The sequence below is a fragment of the Lachnospira rogosae (ex Hitch et al. 2025) genome (assembly GCF_040096455.1).
In the GTDB taxonomy this organism is placed as follows: domain Bacteria; phylum Bacillota; class Clostridia; order Lachnospirales; family Lachnospiraceae; genus Lachnospira; species Lachnospira rogosae.
In genome coordinates this window covers 34,744-52,601 of the sequence record NZ_JBBMER010000004.1, presented here as the reverse complement: position 1 = coordinate 52,601, position 17,858 = coordinate 34,744, and the positions used below count along the sequence as shown (strand labels likewise).

The window sequence follows — 17,858 nt, the reverse complement described above, 5'->3', positions numbered from 1 at the left end:
TGCCATTATAATGGCATTAATTACTTCTGAAGTTTAAATGAGCTTTTCAATGAAACTATTCTATTGAACACCAATACATTCCCCTTTGAATCCTTGTTGTCAACACAGAAATATCCATTTCTTACAAACTGGAATCTGTCCTCTGGCCTGGCATTAGCAAGCTCTGGCTCTAATACACAGTTCTTAAGAATTGTAAGTGAATTAGGATTAATGTTCATAGAACCATCCTCATTGTATACACCCTTTTCTTCGTCTACAATATTATCATACAATCTTACCTCAGCATTTATTCCCCTTGATGCTGATACCCAGTGTATAGTTCCTTTAACTTTTCTTCCAGTAAAATTGCCGCCCTTTGTCTCTGGATCGTAAGTACAATGAATACAAGTAATATTGCCATTCTCGTCTTTATCAACGCCTGTGCATGTTACATAATAAGCATTCATAAGTCTTACTTCATTGCCTGGGAACATTCTGAAATACTTCTTTGGAGGTTCTTCCATAAAATCTTCCCTTTCAATGTATAATTCTTTAGTAAATGGTACTTTTCTTGTTCCCATTTCTGGATTTTCCTGATTATTGGCAACGTCCATATATTCAACCTGATCTTCTGGATAGTTGTCAATAACAAGTTTAACAGGATCAAGAATAGCCATCATTCTCTTAACCTTAAGCTTTAAGTCTTCTCTTATGCAGTATTCAAGCATAGGATATTCAACTGAACCCTGTGCCTTAGTAACACCTACAAGGTCCACGAACATCTTTATAGATTCTGGTGTAAAACCTCTTCTTCTTAAAGCAGCTATAGATACAAGCCTTGGGTCGTCCCAGCCGTCTACAACACCATCCTCTACAAGCTTCTTAATATATCTTTTACCTGTTACTACATTAGTAAGATATAACTTGGCAAACTCAATCTGCTTAGGATTTTCCTCTGGTGATGTCTTATATCCTGTCTCAATAATAACCCAGTCATATAATGGTCTGTGGTCTTCAAACTCAAGTGTACAGATAGAGTGTGTTATTCCCTCAACAGCATCCTCAATAGGATGTGCAAAGTCGTACATAGGATATATGCACCACTCATCACCTGTTCTGTGGTGTGTCATATGAGCAACCCTGTATATAATAGGATCTCTCATATTGATATTAGGAGAAGCCATATCAATCTTAGCTCTTAATACTTTCTCTCCGTCTGCATACTTACCTTCCTTCATCTCTTCAAAAAGCTTGAGATTTTCCTCTACAGAACGCTCTCTGTAAGGACTTTCCTTGCCCGGCTCTGTAAGTGTTCCTCTATACTGTCTTATCTCCTCTGCTGAAAGGTCATCTACATAAGCCTTTCCCTTCTTGATAAGTCTGATAGCAGCTTCATACATCTGTGGAAAATAATTAGATGCAAAAAGAACATCTCCATTCCATTTAGCACCAAGCCATTCAACATCCTTCTTAATAGAGTCTACGAACTCAACCTTTTCCTTTGTTGGGTTAGTATCATCAAATCTCATATTAAACTGACCATTATATTCCTTGGCAAGTCCATAATTAAGTAATATTGATTTGGCATGTCCTATATGAAGATATCCATTAGGTTCTGGTGGGAATCTTGTGACTACCTTCTGGCAATGTCCCTCCTCAATATCCTTATCAATAATCTGTTCAATAAAATTCTTTGAAACAGTCTCGTTATCCATTAGTAAGTTCCTCCTAAACAGTTCCTGCTTAATCAATCCATATTAAATTAATAATACAGCAATTATATAATAAATTCAAGAAATAGCTGATTTATATTCATTATCTTGCTTTAATAAGCATATCCTTTAACTCATCAACGCTGAATTTGTAGTGGCTGTTACAGAAATGGCAGTTTACCTCTATTGGTTCGCCCTCATCTATCATCTTCTGAAGCTCCTCTTTACCAACACTTATTACAGCCGCACTTACTCTTTCCTTAGAGCAGTTGCAGTAGAATTCTGTAGGAACTGTATCAAGTATCTGTAAATCCATATCTCCTAATATATGCTCTAATATATCCTCCGGTGTCATGCCCTCATCAAGCATATTAGTAACCGACTTAATCTCTTTAATTCTCTTTTCAAGCTTATCTATAAACTCATCTGTTGCATTAGGCATAAGCTGTATAATAAATCCGCCAGCTTCCCTTACTGTGTTGTCCTTATTCATAAGAACACCAAGTCCTACTGATGATGGAACCTGCTCACTTGTTGCAAAATAGTATGTCAGGTCATCAGCTATCTCACTTGTTATAAGAATAGTATCTCCAACATAAGGCTCTCTTAAGCCAATATCCTTAATTACACTTAAAACACCGATACCAACTGCACCGGCTATATCCATATGTCCATTCTTTAATGGAAGCATAACCTCCGGATTGGCAACAAAGCCCTTTACATGTCCATTAGGCTCTGCTGTTACTGTCATCGCACCAATTGGTCCATTTCCCTTAATCTGGACAGTAAGTATATCTGAATCATTCTTCATCATTATTCCCATCATAGCTGCACCTGTAAGAAGTCTTCCAAGTGCTACAGTTGCTATAGGGCTTGTATTATGATCTTTTCTTGCTGTTTCAACAACACCTCTTGTAGTAGCCGCAAATGCTCTTACCTGTCCATTAGCGGCTGTTGCTCTTACTATATAGTCTTTCATAACATTCCTCTTTCCTGTGCATATTTCAGTGCACGATTCACTATCTGCGTATTACATAACTCATTATTACTTTTGTTATATAATACTTTATTGCTTATATGCGTGCATAATGGCACGCAGCTATTTTTCTATTATATAATACAGCCTTTCGGAATTATCATCAGGTGCATTATGTGAAAAAGCATCATATACATTCCTGATTTTAAGTCCAGCCTTTTTTACAGCATCAGATACTTCTTCCAAAGTAAAACCATGCTGATAGTGTTCTTCCTCAAATCTGTCAAATGTTCCATCTTCATTTCTTACGAATACGGCAAGCTCATACTCATTATTAGAACTCTCCTCATCATAATAATTGTCCCATATAAACGCTGAATCTTCCCTATTCTCAGCATATGTATTATCAGCTAATATATCCTTAAAAAAATGTATTGTCTTTAAATCAAATATAAATACTCCTCCCTGTTTCAGGCCTTTCTTTACACATTTAAACACATCACACAAATCATCATTAGCTGTTATATAATTCATTGAGTCACCAATACTTATAAATGCATCTGTCTCATATGGAACTTCGAAATCCCTCATATCCTGACAACTGTATATTATCTGCTGTCCGCTGTCATATGTCTTGTCACTTGCTATAGAAAGCATATCCTCAGATAAATCTATTCCTGTGCAGTTATACCCCTCTTTATCCAACATTCTTGTCACTGTTCCTGTGCCACAGCCAAGGTCTATAACTGTATTATCTTTGTCTATACCATTCTCTTTTAATAGTTCTACTAAATACTCTTCCCATTCGTCATATGGTATATTGTCCATATACTCATCATAGACATAGGCAAATCCTGTATATGCTTCCATATTATCTCCAATTCGCATAAATTCAAAAGACCTGCGGGCAGTCTTAAGACTACCTGCAGGTTAACCGACAAACTGTTTATTACCAATTAAGCGTTCTTTCCACAGCACTGTTTGTACTTCTTACCGCTTCCGCAAGGACATGGATCATTACGTCCAATCTTCTTGCCCTTAACGATAGTTCCTGATAACTTCTGCTTCTTGTATAAATCTTTTCTTGTAGCTTCATCAAGAAGGTTATCCCACTGTGGAAGCTCATATAACCAATCTGCCTTACAAGCAACCATATTGTAGTAAAGTTTTTCTTTGTCATAATCAAGACTTACTTCTGTATCCTCTTCCATTGTCTCAATTGGATTAGGAGTTTTAAGACTGTCATTGATTCCATCAAGAAATCCTGTCATAAGAAGCACTTCCACTCCATACTTATCAGCAAGTTCTTTAACAGTTCCTTTAACTACTGTATCCGGATCTGCAAGAATCTGCTCATATATAGCCTTTTCCTGTGTAAAATAGCTTCCCCAGAATTCGTTAGCTGTCTTATTATCCATCTCTGTCTGGTAAGCAAGATTTCTCCATGTATCTAATAATGCCATTATATTTAACCTCTCTTTTAAGTAAACTGATTATATACAGAAGCTGAAACATAGCTGTAGCTGCCATCAGAGCCATAAAGGTTCTGTGTCTGTAACTTAGCTAATGTAGTAGCCGAACTACTGTATATAGATGCTGCACTGTTAGCAACAGACTGTCCAAATGAGCCTGCACCAGCAAATGCCGACTTAGCAACTGACATATCCGCTGCCATAAATGTGTCTTTGTCAATAACGAGCTTGTTATTGCTGTCAACGCTTATTCCAAGTTCCTTTAATACCTTGGAATTAGCTTTGGTTGTATTAACCATATTAGATGCTGTTCTTAATACACTTGTATCAGAAGAGTCACCTGTCGCATCAATCATAGAATTATAATCTTTGACAAATGCTGATACAGCCTTATAGATTGCATCTGCGTCATACTTATTCTCTGTTGTTCCATCTTCATTAGTAACAGACTTCTTCTGCCATAAAGATGTCTTTCTTAAATCAGTTGCATCATTAACAACTGCCTTTGAAGCATCCTTAGTCTTAGTCGCATTAATCTTCTGTGATGAAATTGTTGTTGCACTGCTGTTATCTGTCTTAGATGAACTGCTGTTTGATGAAACAGGATTCTTAGCATAATAAGACTTTAATAACTGCTTGTAAGCACCTGTCTTAATTGAATTGTAAGTACTAAGATCAAGACTTCCAATTCCAAAGCTGTTGTTACTGCTGCTTGAATTAAGACCAGAAAACAATGTTGAAATTGAACTGGAAGTATAAGCTGAAATTGTTGCCATAACCATTCCTCCTTGCCTGCTGACTTCGGCCTCCGTGCCTTACATACATACTAACTTCAATTAACTTATTAATGACTATCCTTAAACGTACCACGCTCTAAGAACAGCCATATATTATGTTAATTACTCAGAAAGACGCTGAATCATATCCCACATAGCTTCTGCTGAATTAAAATTCTCAGGTACAATATCAACAGGAGTAATATTGATATCAAATGTGTCATTTAATTCACCTACAATTGATACAATATCAAAAGAATCTAAAATTCCATCATCTACGAGTGTATCGCATGTTTCGTAATCCACATCTGAATTAACCTCTGTCAAAATATCCAATAACTGATCCATTATAAAAAACCTAGCCTTTCTTAATAAAAATATCGTCATGAATAGTTAAATTGTTAACTTCCACCATCTAAAATAATTCCATTATAATATAAGGCAGCTACAATTAAGCACTCTGCCCTCACTAAAAACAGGAATCCTATCAGATACAAAATATAACATATGTATATATTAAGTCAAGCATATTTTATATAAATTATTATCATATATTGTATAAGCTGCAATATCCCATACAGATTATTTCGTATCAGCCATATTTAATCCAGTAAATTTAACTCAATAAATTCTGTCTTGAATTAATTCTGTCTGAACATATTACATCTCTGTACACTTCCACGCTTCCGTCTTTATTGCAGGCTGTTATAACAGGCATCTTCCTGCTTAAGAAAAGATATATACCCTCTGTTATTGAATATGCTCCGATATTGTAAAATATTATCTTGTCATTACATTCTGGTGTGCCAATTGGAAGATTCTTAACAATGAGATCTGCGACTGTACAGAGTGAACCGCATATTGTCCATTTCTCATCATCTGTTCCGTTAAGCCTTGACATTACATTTCTGTCCTTAACTATTGTTCCGTCTGCCTTTACATATGAATATGCTGGTATCTTCATAGCCATAGCCTGTCCATAATAATTAACGTGGTTAATGCCGCCATCAACTATTACATACTGCTGTCCCTTGTTCTTCTTAATATCGGCAATTCCTGTTACATATATACCACACTCAGCTACAAGATATCTGCCCATTTCAAGTGTTATGCTGTACTTTGCCTTGTAATTTTCAAGTAAAGCTGCAAGCTCCTTTAACATATCATACTTATTATCATATGCCGCATCGCCAAAATATGATACCGGAAGTCCCGGACCATACTCTAATTCTTCTGCTTTAAAGCCATAATCTGCATAAAGGCTGTCGCAAAGTCCGTCAAGCCACTCTATTTCTGACTTTATAATATCGAACTTTTTCTTCTGTGTACCTGTATAACACTGTACACCACGAATATTAAGTTCTGGATATTTCTCCCTGTTCTTAACAATATCCTTAATATCTTCCTCATCAAGTCCGAACTGGTTGCCGCTTGTTACTCTTAAAAGCACATCTATTGTAACTTCAGCTTCCCTTGCACATTCTGATAAAAGGCTATACTGTTCCTTTGACTCTACTGTATAAACACCAACTCCGCCGCAATCATTTAAAACGTGGCATATATCAGCTTTCTCCTTATTAACACCGGATAATACAATATCTTTCATATTGACCTTCTCTCGCTCGCATATTGCAAATTCTCCCGGTGAACACACCTCATACTTAGTATTAAGATGTTTAAATGCATCTACAAAAAATGGATTAGCTTTCATAGCATAGCAGAGTGTAACCCCTTCTCCTAATATAGCCTTTATCTCATTAATTCTATTTTCAAGTGCTTCTTTATCTAATATATACAATGGTGTTGAATGTTGGTCCGCTATCTCAATAATTTTTTCTGTACTAAGCATTATATTCCTCCATTAAAGCTTTTCTGTCTATCTTTCCATTTTTAGTAAGAGGCATTGACTTTACGTTAATCATAACCTCCGGAATCATAAATTTAGGAAGTTTGGATAAAAGATAATGAGTGAGTGACTTATTATCCTGCTCCCCCTCATAAAAAGCGTATATCTTATTCTCCTCCTGCTGGTATATACAGCAGGCTCTCTGTATGTTATCCATTGAATTAATAGCCATATCAAGCTCTCCTAATTCAATTCTGTGTCCATTGTGCTTTATCTGGAAGTCCTTTCTTGACGAGAAACACATTTCCTTATTATCATTATAATATCCCAAATCACCAGTTCTATATATAATTTCATTATAACTGCCATTAAGCGGGTTCTGGACAAATGCACTGTCTGTCTTTTCTTTATTGTTAAAGTAACCCATTGTAACCGCTGTTCCTGATACACATATCTCGCCTGTCTTATCAGCTTCACTGTTCTTAATAAGTTTATCATTCTCATCTAATAAGAATACTCTCTCATTAGGAAATGCCTTGCCCATTGGAAGGACATCATCAATGGCAAATTCCCTGTCTATAATATAATATGTGCAATTGCAGGTAATCTCTGTAGGACCATATACGTTGGCAAATAACGCATCCTTATAATATTCTCTCCATATATTAAGGTGCTTTATAGGCATTACCTCACCTGAGAATATAACTTTATTAATTGCCTTTGGCACTTTATAATCAAAGCCCTTAAGTGTAGTTATTATACATAACGCTGATACAGCCCATATAAGAGTTGTAACATTGTTATCATCAAGGTAGTCTAAGAGCCTTGTCGGGAATGAGAACATACTCTTTGGTATAATCTGGAGTGTTGCTCCGCATTTTAAGCTTGAATATATATCCTTAACTGATACATCAAAGTCAAATGGTGCCTGATTACCAATTACATCCTTGTCTGTTATTCCAAATATATCTGTAAAACATTCTATAAAATCTATAACCGAACGGTGGTTTACAACAACTCCCTTAGGTACTCCTGTAGAACCTGATGTAAATATTGCATATAATGGATCTATATCAAGAGCATTTGCCTTAATATCCGAAAGCTTCTTTCTGTCCTCATCTGTAACCTGTGCTTCAAGCAGGTCTTCAATGTATACAATATTGCCTGTAAACTCGAGCTTTGCAGCCTTCTTCTCATTCTTTCTGTTAGTAACAATAATATCCGCCTGAAGAGTATCAAGTATGCTGTGAATTCTCTCTGCCGGATGTGCTGGCTCTAAAAGCACATAAAAATTGCCTGTCATTACTACACCCATAAATGCCGCAAGTGTAACACAGCTTTTATCCATATATATAGGAACTGCCTTTCTTGCTCCTGTGTACTTAAGAAGTGCAACAGCTATTGTTGTCGCATTATCTACAAGTTCTGTATATGTCATTGATGATACATTATCAGCCACTGCCGTCTTTAATGGAAACTTTTCTTTAGATGTATACAAATAATCCAATACATTCTTTGTCATAATCACTACCTCTGTTAATACCTTTCTCTCACATCTATGAGCCGCCTGATAATCACAGCACTCATATAATTATATTTCTTTATACATAACTATATATAGTTAATAATTATATCCCTTTTATATATAATAAAAATATGATAACATTTCTATATTATTAAATCCATTAGAAATGAGGATAATTTATGAAAAAATTCAAAAAAGCCGCCGCACTTATAATAGTTATAGCGTGGGGCATATTACTGCTTACAACCTTAATCACAGCATTTATTGATAATGAAACAGCACATACTTTATTCAAAGGTCTTATCTTTACAGATATTGTTCTTCCCATCGTAGCCTACGCTATGATGCTTATGTACAAATATCTGTCCGGACGAAACCATTAATTATATATAACCAATCTATTTAACGCAAATTTGCCGTATCTGATAATCTTAATGACTACAGATACGGCATTATTGTTATTATTAATTATTTGCTGTATGAGCTTACTCTGTGAATAATCTCGTGTCTTCCTGGTCCATTCGATACCATTGTTATAGGTGCTTCTATCTCTTTCTCGATAGCTTCTACATAATCACGGCATTCCTTTGGAAGATCTTCGTAATTCTTAATTCCTCTTATATCGCATTTCCAGCCTGGAAGTGTCTTTAATACTGGCTTAGCCTTCTCAAGCTCTGAAGTAGTTGGGAAGTCCTTAGTAACCTTTCCATCTATCTCATAGCCTACACACATAGGAATTTCATCAAGATATCCAAGTACATCAACTACTGTAAGAGCAACTTCTGTTGTTCCCTGCATACGCACACCATAACGTGTAGCAACTGCATCGAACCAGCCCATTCTTCTTGGACGTCCTGTTGTAGCACCGAACTCGCCGCCGTCACCACCGCGCTTTCTTAACTCGTCAGCTTCCTCTCCGAATATCTCACTTACAAATGCACCAGCACCTACTGCTGATGAGTATGCCTTAACAACTGTTACAACATCTGTAATTGAAGCTGCTGGAATACCAGCACCAATAGCACCATAAGGAGCAAGTGTTGATGAAGATGTAACCATTGGATATATTCCGTGGTCTGGGTCTTTAAGTGAACCTAACTGACCTTCAAGAAGAATCTTCTTGCCTTCCTTAAGTGCCTGATGAAGATAAGCTGATGTATCACATACATATGGCTTAACCATCTCTTTGTATTCCATAAGTGTATTAAATATATCTTCTTCATTAAGAAGTGGCTGATGATAAAGATGTTCAAGCATTACATTCTTTAATGTACATACATTGGCAATCTTCTCTTTAAGGGTATTCTCATCTCCAAATAATTCACTTACCTGAAAACCAATCTTAGCATATTTATCTGAATAGAATGGAGCAATTCCTGACTTAGTTGAACCAAATGACTTACCTGCAAGTCTGGCTTCTTCATATGTATCAAAATCTATATGATATGGCATCATAATCTGTGCTCTGTCTGATACAAGAATCTTAGGCATTGGAACATTCCTGTCTGTAAGACTTTTAAGTTCCTTTACAAGGTATGGAATATTTAATGCAACACCATTACCGATTACACTTGTAATATGATTATAAAATACTCCTGATGGCAGGAGATGTAATGCAAACTTACCATAATCATTGATGATTGTATGTCCAGCGTTACTTCCTCCCTGGAATCTTACAACGATATCAGATTCTTCGGCAAGCATATCTGTAATCTTACCTTTACCTTCATCTCCCCAGTTCGCACCAACAATAGCTTTTACCATAGCTTCCTCCATTCTGCTAGTTCCTAATATAGCATATAACATTAGTGGCCTGTAAACAGAAAACCACAACTGATATAATAACACAAGTTGGCAGTTTCAATCAATGGGTTTATGAAAGAAGTTTACAAAAGTAGTTTAATTATTCTGAAAAAACAAGCAAGTTCATTATAATAATATGTTCTTGAACTTCATATGTATTCTGCATATCAAATTATAATTAGTCACACCATAAATTAGAATGATTGCTGTTTTACGATTGAGCTTTAAGGCATTTTTATATATAATTATCATAATTGTAGGCGTTTGCGAAACTCGGTTATATAGACGGCTGCATAGTGAAAAATCAGCAAATCATAAGAAGACACTTTGGAGCTGCCGGCACTTAACGACTGTATTGTAGTCGCTTAGTACCGTTACGAGCGACAAGTAGCAAAAGCGTGTCTTTGTTGATTTTGTTGATTTTTCACATATTTACAAGTGTAATACTGAGTTTCACAATTACCTATTATCATAATTGTATACAGAGGTGGCTAATGCGTAATCGTAATAACAAATATTTTTCTCCATCTTCATTTGAACAAATTCTTAACAATGGTAAAATTGAAGAATTGCTTCATATTCTTGCTGTAACTGGACAGACCTCATATTTAAGATTGCCAATCAACAACTGCGAGAAAACTGTATCACGAACGGACTACACGCTTAATAAAGACTGTCTTAACGTGCTCAGTGCGTGGTGTGCATTATATGATGACAATCGGATATAAAACCACCAAGGAACTACATATATTAAGAAATTAACATTAATTATTAATAAAGGAAAAGGATTTTATATATGGCAGGTAACAATAAAGCCGCTAAGAACAAAAAGAACAAAAAAAATAACAAGAAACGAAAAAATATATTAACAACCTTTATACTTCTTATATCTATTACTGCCCTGTGTCTGGTTATTGGCATATATTACCGTGATAACCACAAACAAAAGGAGGACGACAACACTGTTGTGTTAAATGTTGACAGCACACTTGAAACTCTTTCTGTTGACCCGGAAAGAATTAAATCAGCAATACTTGAACACACTACAAGAGCTGCAGAGAATTACGAATATCCTAATTCTTTCAGCCTTGATATTCCTTTTGTGAGCCAGTATCCTGAACTTCCAACAGGCTGTGAGATAACATCATTGACAGAGGTGCTTAATTATCTTGGCTATGGCATTGATAAAGAAACTCTTGCAAGAAATTATCTTGATATGCGTGACACTGTAACGCAAGGGTGTTTCGTTGAATATTTCTGGGGTTCTCCGTGGAAGACAACAGGCAGCGGCTGTTTCGCTCCTGCTATTGCTAATGCCGCCAACTCATTTTTAAAGAGCCAGAATTCGTCTTATTCAGCATACATAATGAGTTACTCACCGGTTGAGGATCTGTTTACCGAATTGTCACTTGGACATCCTGTTATTGTATGGACAAGCTATAATTATAATGACCCTGAGGTTAAGTATAATGATGTAACACTTGATGATGGGACTGTATTTACATGGCCTCGCAATGAGCATTGTGCAGCACTTTCCGGATATGATATTGACAGAGGGGTCGTGACATTGGCTGACCCGACTTATGGGATTGTGGAGAGGTCAATGGAGGAATTTGTTACTTATTATCAGAAGTATTATTATCAGGCGGTGGTGGTTAGGTGATTTTACTTAATTTGACTGTCTGCGTGCGGCTTAAAGCATATACTTGATTTAGATATTCAAACAGCCTACGCACACGGCTAAAAGCGTGTGCATAGATTTGGTTAATTGCAACAGTAATAGCTTTGCTATTTCTGTTGTCGCGGTACTCGTCTAATACGTAGTGACACATGGAATTGGAGATATGTGAATGTTGAGGGGTGGCGAACGGACGCTTGTACAGTGTCACACCAGCCAATTCTTCGCATTGTCTGGTGCGGCGCTCTGCGCCTTTGAGAACCAAAAAAGATTTTCCACCGATGTATGCAAGCATACCCCGGTGGAAAATTTTTTGGTTCTCTCGACACTGGACAAGCTGTAGAGTTGGTTGGAATGATAATATAATACCACCGTCACATTTGTGAATTATGTGACGGTGGTATTGTACTCGTTACTCGCGCAAGCTATTGAGGGGAATTGGACCCCCGACCTCTTCATTACCAATGAAGTGCTCTGCCACTGAGCTACAATAGCATAACTGCTGTATTTTACAGCAATTTTATTTATATCATTTTTGTAATGATTAATCAAGTATATTTATAGCTAATCTACAATTATTTTTATCTTGTTTCTTGAACGCTGTATTGCGTTGTCTATTGATTTAGGTGTCTTGCCTAGCTGGTCGGCTATTTTTATATAGTCGTTACCTTCCATAAGAAGTGTTACTACCTGTTTCTCAAACGGGCTCAATGACTCGAAGGCTTTTTCTTCAAGATTGTCTGTTACTTCCCTGTCAATGTATAGTGCTTCTGGATTTTGTTCACTGTCGTGTACTAATGTATCCACAAGCTTCATATCTGAATCATCATCTGATTTGTTCGCTGGAGTATCAAATGATACATAGGAATTAAGAGGGGTATTTTTCTTGGCATTAGAAGCTTTTACTGCATTCATAAGCTGTCCGTTAATACATAGTGAGGCAAATGTAGCAAACGAAGCTGCCTTTAGCTCATCATATGTTGTGACTGCCTTATAAAGCCCTATCATTCCCTCCTGTATAAGGTCGTCTTTATCCCCGCCGACTATATACATAGCATTAGCCTTTTTTCTGACAAGATTCTTATACCTTTCCATAATCTCATCTACGGCTCTGGCATCTCCATCACGATACATACTTACAAGTTCTTCATCTTTATACAACTCATAATGCTTCATACCATTCTCCATTCCCATCTGCCCGCATATATAATTACTGTATCATTCTCTGCCTTACTATTTCGAACGCCATAACTCCTGCCGCAACCGAAGCATTAAGAGAGTCTATATCTCCCTTCATAGGAATTGAGGCAACAAAATCACATTTCTCTTTTACAAGACGGCTTACGCCATTGCCTTCATTGCCTATAACAAGACCTATCGGTCCTTTTAAATCAAGGTTATACATAGTTTCGCCGCCCATATCTGCACATACGAACCACAAGCCCTCTTTCTTTAATGCCTCAATAGTGTTAGCTATATTAGTAACCTTGGCTACTGGTGTATAATTAATTGCACCTGCTGATGTCTTGGCTACTGTCGCTGTAAGTCCTACAGCTCTTCTCTTAGGGATAATAACACCATGTGCTCCTGCAAGATTAGCTGTTCTTATTATTGCACCAAGATTATGTGGATCTTCAATCTCATCAAGAACAAATATAAATGGTGCTTCGCCCTTGCATCTTGCAGCTTCTAATATATCTTCAACTTCTGCATATTCATAAGCTGCACCTATTGCAACAACGCCCTGATGGTGTCCTGTATTGGCAAGTCTGTCAAGTCTTTCCTTGTCCACATAGTTAATTATTGTTGAAGTCTTCTTAGCTTCTCTTACAATACTCTTTATAGGACCGTCCTGACAGCCATCAAGAATAAACAGCTTATCAATTGTCTTTCCAGAACGAAATGCCTCAATGACTGCATTACGCCCCTCAAATGTTAATTCTTTATATCTCATATTTATGAATTCTAACCTTTCTTTTATGCCTGTTTATTATCATTTTCAAGCCAGTCAAGTGCATCTTTAATAAGCTCGCACATTCTTTCATACTGTCCTGACAAATACAGATAACCCATAAGTGCCTCAAAGCCTGTCGCCCTTCTATAATCACTTATGGAAGCATTCTTGGCTGATGTGTAGGATTTGGCATTTCTGCCTCTCTTGTATACACTTCCTTCTTCCTCGGTAAGCTTATCTTCAAGATAACCTATCATCTTAGACTGTGACTCAGCCTTGACAATGCTGCTTGCAGCCCTGTTCATCTTATTAACCTGTGTATTGCCAGCAGTAACTATCTTAGTCTTTACTACTAAGTCAAATATACTGTCACCTATATACGCAAGAACAAGTGGGGAAAGCTGTCTTGGACTTACACTTTTTAGTCCAAGTACATCCCATATATCACTTGTCAGGTTATCTTTTATGCTCTCTTCCATCTGACACCTTCTCTTGTATCCTCAAGAATAATTCCCTTAGCCATAAGTTCATCTCTTATCTCGTCAGCTCTTGCAAAATTCTTATCTTTTCTTGCCTGCTGTCTTTCAGCGATAAGTGCTTCTATATCTTCATCAAGAAGTTCTTCTTCCTTAATAACCTTAAGTCCTAATATATCCGCAAGTGTAACAATACTTTCCTTTAGTGCTGTTATATATTCCTTAGTATTGTCCTCTGATGAATTAGAATTAGCAAGCTTAACTAATTCAAATACTGCTGATATTGCATCAGCTGTATTAAAGTCGTCATCCATAGCAGCTTCAAATTTACCATAAATGTCTTTAGTTGAATCTATTACCTTCTTCTCATCTTCTGTCATAGCACTATCTTTAGCACTCTTTTCAAGATGTGTAAGATTAGTAACTGCTGTGATTATTCTGTCAAGACCGTTCTTGGCTGCTTCCATAAGGTCATGGCTGAAATTAATAGGATTCCTGTAATGTGCTGAAAGCATAAAAAATCTTAATACCTGTAAATCATATTCCTTTGAAATATCTCTTACTGTAAAGAAATTACCTAATGACTTAGACATTTTCTTATTATCAATATTAAGGAATGCATTGTGCATCCAGTACTTGGCAAACGGAACTCCGTTAGCGGCTTCTGACTGTGCAATTTCATTCTCGTGATGCGGGAATATTAAATCCTCACCGCCTGCGTGAATATCTATCTCATCTGCAAGATACTTCTTAGACATTACAGAACACTCTATATGCCAGCCCGGACGTCCTTCACTCCAAGGTGACTCCCAATAAGGCTCTCCGTCCTTCTTTGGCTTCCATAATACGAAATCAAGTGGATCTTCCTTCTCGTCTTCACCTGATACCTTAAGCTTGTGTGCATCATCTCTATGTCCAGCCTCTAAATCATCTATATTCTTCTTAGAAAGCTTTCCATAACCCTCAAAACGTCTTGTTCTGTAATATACAGTACCATTCTTCTCATAGGCATAACCTTTATCGATAAGTGTCTTTATCATATCAATCATACCGTCAATTTCCTGTGTAGCAAGAGGATGTGTTGTTGCTGGCTTAATATTCATTCCAGCCATATCCTTTTTACATTCCTTAATATAACGCTTAGAGATTTCTTCTGCTGTAACTCCTTCTTCTATAGCCTTCTTAATAATCTTATCATCCACATCTGTAAAGTTAGATACATAATTAACATCATATCCCTTGTACTCAAGATATCTCCTTACTGTATCAAACACTATCATAGGTCTTGCATTACCAATATGTATAAGGTTATACACTGTTGGTCCGCATACATACATTTTAACTTTGCCTTCTTCTAATGGCACGAATTCTTCTTTACTTCTTGAAAGTGTATTATAAATCTTCATAATAACTTTGATCCTTTCTTTATGTCGGTAAAATTAATCTTCTATTCTTCTATATTTCTTGGCTCATTAACAAGATTTTCAAGATGTGCGATACGTTTCTTAAGCTTCTTATTCTGCTCCTTAAGATATTCTATATCGCTCATAACCGGGTCTGGAAGATGTATCTGGTCAAGATCTTCAAGCACTCTTACATCACCTCTCATAACAACTCTGCCAGGGACACCTACAACTGTTGAGTTAGGTGGCACATTTTTTAGCACTACTGAACCTGCACCTATCTTACAATTATCGCCTATAGTCACAGAACCTAATACCTTAGCACCTGCACCAACCATTATGTTGCTTCCAAGTGTCGGATGACGTTTGCCCTGCTCTTTGCCTGTTCCACCAAGCGTAACTCCCTGATAGAGTGTTACATTATCTCCTATAATAGCAGTTTCACCGATGACAACACCATGTCCGTGGTCAATAAATAACCCTTCGCCAATAGTTGCACCTGGGTGGATTTCTATTCCTGTCTTTCTTGCTGTTCTTTGTGACAGCTTTCTTGCTCTGTAGAAATGCCCTTTCTTATAAAGCTTATGGGCTTTTCTGTACTTTAATAATGCCCAGAAGCTTGGATAAAGGAACACTTCCATTTTACTTTTAATCGCAGGATCCCTATCCATAATGACAGCCATTTCCTGCTTTATAAAATCTAAATATTTCATATCTGATAACTTCCTAACTAATTAATCTTAATCTATTATATGATATTTAATCACAATCAGATATGCTGAATTCCTAATAATTACTCAATTGTAATCCTGTGACCAGACTTACTCCTGTGTTCTTCTTGCAGCACATCCATTACAGCCGCTGCAACAGTTAGTCATATCCGAATCACCATATATATAATTAGACACTGACACAAGACTGCATATAGCCTGTGAGGATATCCCCTCACCTGTTCCTGTAAAGCCAAGACCTTCTTCTGTTGTCGCCTTTACATTAACACAGTTGACATCAATCTTTAATGCCTTTGCAATATTCTCTCTCATGGTATCTATATAAGGACGCATTTTAGGCTTCTGTGCAATAATTGTAGCATCTATATTCTCGATTATATAATTATTCTTATCAAGAAGCACACCAACTTCCTCTAAAAGCTTAATGCTTGATATGCCCTTGTAAGCAGCATCTGTATCTGGAAAATGCTTTCCTATATCTCCAAGTGCCGCGGCACCTAAAAGTGCATCCATAATTGCGTGTAATAATACATCTGCATCTGAATGGCCTAACAATCCTTTCTCATAAGGAATCTCTACTCCACCGATTATAAGCTTTCTATCTTCAACTAACTTATGAACATCATAACCTAATCCAACTCTCATCTAATAACCATACCTTTCTCAGTACGCATAAGCCTATCAATATCATATCCTTATAAGTAAACCACATTTTAGTAACATTTACAAGTTCCTAATACACATTTATCCTAATGCCACATCTAACATCATCATTATTCCAAAACCTATCGCAAATGCAATTACTCCGATATTAGAATGCCTCCCCTGTGACATCTCCGGAATAAGTTCTTCTACTACAACATATATCATAGCTCCTGCCGCAAAGCTTAAAAGATATGGCATTGCAGGTGTAATTATTCCTGCTGCCAGTATCGTTACGAATGCAGCTACAGGTTCAACCACGCCTGACAGAAATCCATACAGAAATGACTCCCCCCTGCCAAGCCCGTTAGCTCTTAGCGGCATTGATATAATAGCTCCCTCTGGGAAATTCTGAATTGCTATTCCAACCGACAGCACAAGTGCCGCCATTGCTGTAATTCCTGAATTGCCAAGCAGAAAGCCCGCATACACAACACCAACTGCCATCCCCTCAGGTATATTATGAATTGTCACTGCAAGGACAAGCATAGTCGTTTTTTTTAGATTAGTTCTTGGTCCTTCCGAAACCTCACTATTAATATGCAGATGAGGCGTTATATTATCAAGCAGCAGCAAGAACAGCATACCAGCCCATAAACCGACAAGTGCCGGCACGAACGCAAATCTTCCCATACTTTCTGACTGTTCAATTGACGGAATAAGCAGACTCCATACAGAAGCTGCAACCATAACTCCGGATGCAAAGCCTGTAAGGCTTCTTTGTATCCCATCTTTCATATTCTTCCTCATAAAAAACACACAAGCTGCTCCTAGTGTTGTTCCCAATAAAGGAATTAACACCCCATATACCGCCTCAATTCTCAT

Annotated in this window: 19 protein-coding genes and 1 tRNA gene; 3 read left to right on the top strand and 17 right to left on the bottom strand. The window is 37.0% G+C overall.

The window, feature by feature from the left end; translation table 11 throughout:
- Positions 1-20: 20 nt before the first annotated feature.
- The 8 genes from WMO14_RS06335 to WMO14_RS06300 all read right to left on the bottom strand — a co-directional run bounded on the left by WMO14_RS06335 (position 21) and on the right by WMO14_RS06300 (position 8,283).
- Positions 21-1,694, bottom strand: coding sequence for a glutamine--tRNA ligase/YqeY domain fusion protein (locus tag WMO14_RS06335; protein ID WP_349153487.1), 1,674 nt, complete (start codon positions 1,692-1,694; stop codon positions 21-23).
- Positions 1,695-1,794: 100 nt separating this feature from the next.
- Entirely contained in the window at positions 1,795-2,670 is an 876-nt protein-coding gene (gene hslO, locus WMO14_RS06330; RefSeq protein ID WP_022501491.1) for an Hsp33 family molecular chaperone HslO, read from the bottom strand.
- Positions 2,671-2,790: 120 nt separating this feature from the next.
- Positions 2,791-3,537 carry a class I SAM-dependent DNA methyltransferase gene (locus tag WMO14_RS06325; RefSeq protein ID WP_349153486.1) on the bottom strand — a complete coding sequence of 249 codons (747 nt, stop codon included), beginning with the start codon at positions 3,535-3,537 and terminating at the stop codon, positions 2,791-2,793.
- A gap of 86 nt (positions 3,538-3,623) precedes the next feature.
- Entirely contained in the window at positions 3,624-4,130 is a 507-nt protein-coding gene (locus WMO14_RS06320) for an SEC-C metal-binding domain-containing protein (RefSeq protein WP_022501493.1), read from the bottom strand.
- Between the two features lie 17 nt (positions 4,131-4,147).
- Positions 4,148-4,915, bottom strand: coding sequence for a hypothetical protein (locus tag WMO14_RS06315; protein WP_022501494.1), 768 nt, complete (start codon positions 4,913-4,915; stop codon positions 4,148-4,150).
- Between the two features lie 123 nt (positions 4,916-5,038).
- Positions 5,039-5,263, bottom strand: a complete 225-nt coding sequence (locus tag WMO14_RS06310; protein WP_022501495.1) for a phosphopantetheine-binding protein — start codon at positions 5,261-5,263, stop codon at positions 5,039-5,041.
- A 268-nt stretch (positions 5,264-5,531) separates the two neighbouring features.
- Positions 5,532-6,764, bottom strand: coding sequence for an alanine racemase (locus WMO14_RS06305; protein ID WP_349153485.1), 1,233 nt, complete (start codon positions 6,762-6,764; stop codon positions 5,532-5,534).
- Positions 6,757-8,283, bottom strand: coding sequence for an amino acid adenylation domain-containing protein (locus tag WMO14_RS06300; RefSeq protein WP_022501497.1), 1,527 nt, complete (start codon positions 8,281-8,283; stop codon positions 6,757-6,759). Before WMO14_RS06300 ends, WMO14_RS06305 begins: the two co-directional genes overlap by 8 nt.
- 182 nt (positions 8,284-8,465) lie before the next feature.
- Between WMO14_RS06300 and WMO14_RS06295 the strand changes: the two genes are divergently transcribed.
- Positions 8,466-8,669: a hypothetical protein gene (locus WMO14_RS06295; protein WP_022502762.1), complete on the top strand. Its 204-nt coding sequence runs from the start codon at positions 8,466-8,468 to the stop codon at positions 8,667-8,669.
- A gap of 85 nt (positions 8,670-8,754) precedes the next feature.
- Here WMO14_RS06295 and WMO14_RS06290 read toward each other — a convergent pair whose 3' ends face one another.
- Positions 8,755-10,050 (bottom strand): adenylosuccinate synthase, encoded by a 1,296-nt coding sequence (locus WMO14_RS06290; protein ID WP_055176681.1) that lies wholly within the window; start codon positions 10,048-10,050, stop codon positions 8,755-8,757.
- 533 nt (positions 10,051-10,583) lie between these two features.
- Here WMO14_RS06290 and WMO14_RS06285 point away from each other — a divergent pair.
- Both WMO14_RS06285 and WMO14_RS06280 read left to right on the top strand, forming a co-directional pair.
- Entirely contained in the window at positions 10,584-10,817 is a 234-nt protein-coding gene (locus WMO14_RS06285; RefSeq protein WP_349153484.1) for a hypothetical protein, read from the top strand.
- 68 nt (positions 10,818-10,885) lie between these two features.
- A complete protein-coding gene (locus WMO14_RS06280; protein ID WP_349153483.1) occupies positions 10,886-11,752 on the top strand; it encodes a C39 family peptidase in 867 nt (288 codons plus the stop codon).
- A gap of 438 nt (positions 11,753-12,190) precedes the next feature.
- Here the strand turns inward: WMO14_RS06280 and WMO14_RS06275 are convergent.
- From WMO14_RS06275 to WMO14_RS06240, 8 genes are all read right to left on the bottom strand, one after another.
- Positions 12,191-12,262: transfer RNA gene (locus tag WMO14_RS06275), tRNA-Thr, on the bottom strand.
- Positions 12,263-12,331: 69 nt separating this feature from the next.
- Positions 12,332-12,943 (bottom strand): sigma-70 family RNA polymerase sigma factor, encoded by a 612-nt coding sequence (locus WMO14_RS06270; protein WP_349153482.1) that lies wholly within the window; start codon positions 12,941-12,943, stop codon positions 12,332-12,334.
- A 34-nt stretch (positions 12,944-12,977) separates the two neighbouring features.
- Positions 12,978-13,721 carry a 23S rRNA (guanosine(2251)-2'-O)-methyltransferase RlmB gene (rlmB, locus tag WMO14_RS06265; RefSeq protein WP_349153481.1) on the bottom strand — a complete coding sequence of 248 codons (744 nt, stop codon included), beginning with the start codon at positions 13,719-13,721 and terminating at the stop codon, positions 12,978-12,980.
- Between the two features lie 23 nt (positions 13,722-13,744).
- On the bottom strand, positions 13,745-14,200 hold the full coding sequence (locus WMO14_RS06260) for a Mini-ribonuclease 3 (protein WP_022502767.1): 456 nt from the start codon (positions 14,198-14,200) through the stop codon (positions 13,745-13,747).
- Positions 14,185-15,603 carry a cysteine--tRNA ligase gene (gene cysS, locus WMO14_RS06255; protein WP_090140256.1) on the bottom strand — a complete coding sequence of 473 codons (1,419 nt, stop codon included), beginning with the start codon at positions 15,601-15,603 and terminating at the stop codon, positions 14,185-14,187. The genes WMO14_RS06260 and cysS overlap by 16 nt, the downstream gene beginning before the upstream one ends.
- A gap of 41 nt (positions 15,604-15,644) precedes the next feature.
- Positions 15,645-16,313 carry a serine O-acetyltransferase EpsC gene (epsC, locus tag WMO14_RS06250; RefSeq protein ID WP_022502769.1) on the bottom strand — a complete coding sequence of 223 codons (669 nt, stop codon included), beginning with the start codon at positions 16,311-16,313 and terminating at the stop codon, positions 15,645-15,647.
- A gap of 108 nt (positions 16,314-16,421) precedes the next feature.
- Positions 16,422-16,976 (bottom strand): 2-C-methyl-D-erythritol 2,4-cyclodiphosphate synthase, encoded by a 555-nt coding sequence (ispF, locus tag WMO14_RS06245; RefSeq protein ID WP_349153480.1) that lies wholly within the window; start codon positions 16,974-16,976, stop codon positions 16,422-16,424.
- Positions 16,977-17,075: 99 nt separating this feature from the next.
- Complete coding sequence (locus WMO14_RS06240; RefSeq protein ID WP_349153479.1) at positions 17,076-17,858, bottom strand: ZIP family metal transporter; 783 nt, start codon at positions 17,856-17,858, stop codon at positions 17,076-17,078.

Excerpts from the sequence above, each read along its gene's own strand:
- WMO14_RS06315 (WP_022501494.1), bottom strand. The coding sequence starts at position 4,915 with ATGGCAACAATTTCAGCTTATACTTCCAGTTCAATTTCAACATTGTTT.
- WMO14_RS06325 (WP_349153486.1), bottom strand. The coding sequence starts at position 3,537 with ATGGAAGCATATACAGGATTTGCCTATGTCTATGATGAGTATATGGAC.
- epsC (WP_022502769.1), bottom strand. The coding sequence starts at position 16,313 with ATGAAATATTTAGATTTTATAAAGCAGGAAATGGCTGTCATTATGGAT.
- WMO14_RS06260 (WP_022502767.1), bottom strand. The coding sequence starts at position 14,200 with ATGGAAGAGAGCATAAAAGATAACCTGACAAGTGATATATGGGATGTA.
- hslO (WP_022501491.1), bottom strand. The coding sequence starts at position 2,670 with ATGAAAGACTATATAGTAAGAGCAACAGCCGCTAATGGACAGGTAAGA.
- WMO14_RS06320 (WP_022501493.1), bottom strand. The coding sequence starts at position 4,130 with ATGGCATTATTAGATACATGGAGAAATCTTGCTTACCAGACAGAGATG.
- WMO14_RS06240 (WP_349153479.1), bottom strand. The coding sequence starts at position 17,858 with ATGAGAATTGAGGCGGTATATGGGGTGTTAATTCCTTTATTGGGAACA.
- WMO14_RS06290 (WP_055176681.1), bottom strand. The coding sequence starts at position 10,050 with ATGGTAAAAGCTATTGTTGGTGCGAACTGGGGAGATGAAGGTAAAGGT.
- cysS (WP_090140256.1), bottom strand. The coding sequence starts at position 15,603 with ATGAAGATTTATAATACACTTTCAAGAAGTAAAGAAGAATTCGTGCCA.
- WMO14_RS06270 (WP_349153482.1), bottom strand. The coding sequence starts at position 12,943 with ATGAAGCATTATGAGTTGTATAAAGATGAAGAACTTGTAAGTATGTAT.
- rlmB (WP_349153481.1), bottom strand. The coding sequence starts at position 13,721 with ATGAGATATAAAGAATTAACATTTGAGGGGCGTAATGCAGTCATTGAG.
- WMO14_RS06310 (WP_022501495.1), bottom strand. The coding sequence starts at position 5,263 with ATGGATCAGTTATTGGATATTTTGACAGAGGTTAATTCAGATGTGGAT.
- WMO14_RS06280 (WP_349153483.1), top strand. The coding sequence starts at position 10,886 with ATGGCAGGTAACAATAAAGCCGCTAAGAACAAAAAGAACAAAAAAAAT.
- WMO14_RS06335 (WP_349153487.1), bottom strand. The coding sequence starts at position 1,694 with ATGGATAACGAGACTGTTTCAAAGAATTTTATTGAACAGATTATTGAT.
- ispF (WP_349153480.1), bottom strand. The coding sequence starts at position 16,976 with ATGAGAGTTGGATTAGGTTATGATGTTCATAAGTTAGTTGAAGATAGA.
- WMO14_RS06305 (WP_349153485.1), bottom strand. The coding sequence starts at position 6,764 with ATGCTTAGTACAGAAAAAATTATTGAGATAGCGGACCAACATTCAACA.
- WMO14_RS06285 (WP_349153484.1), top strand. The coding sequence starts at position 10,584 with ATGCGTAATCGTAATAACAAATATTTTTCTCCATCTTCATTTGAACAA.
- WMO14_RS06300 (WP_022501497.1), bottom strand. The coding sequence starts at position 8,283 with ATGACAAAGAATGTATTGGATTATTTGTATACATCTAAAGAAAAGTTT.
- WMO14_RS06295 (WP_022502762.1), top strand. The coding sequence starts at position 8,466 with ATGAAAAAATTCAAAAAAGCCGCCGCACTTATAATAGTTATAGCGTGG.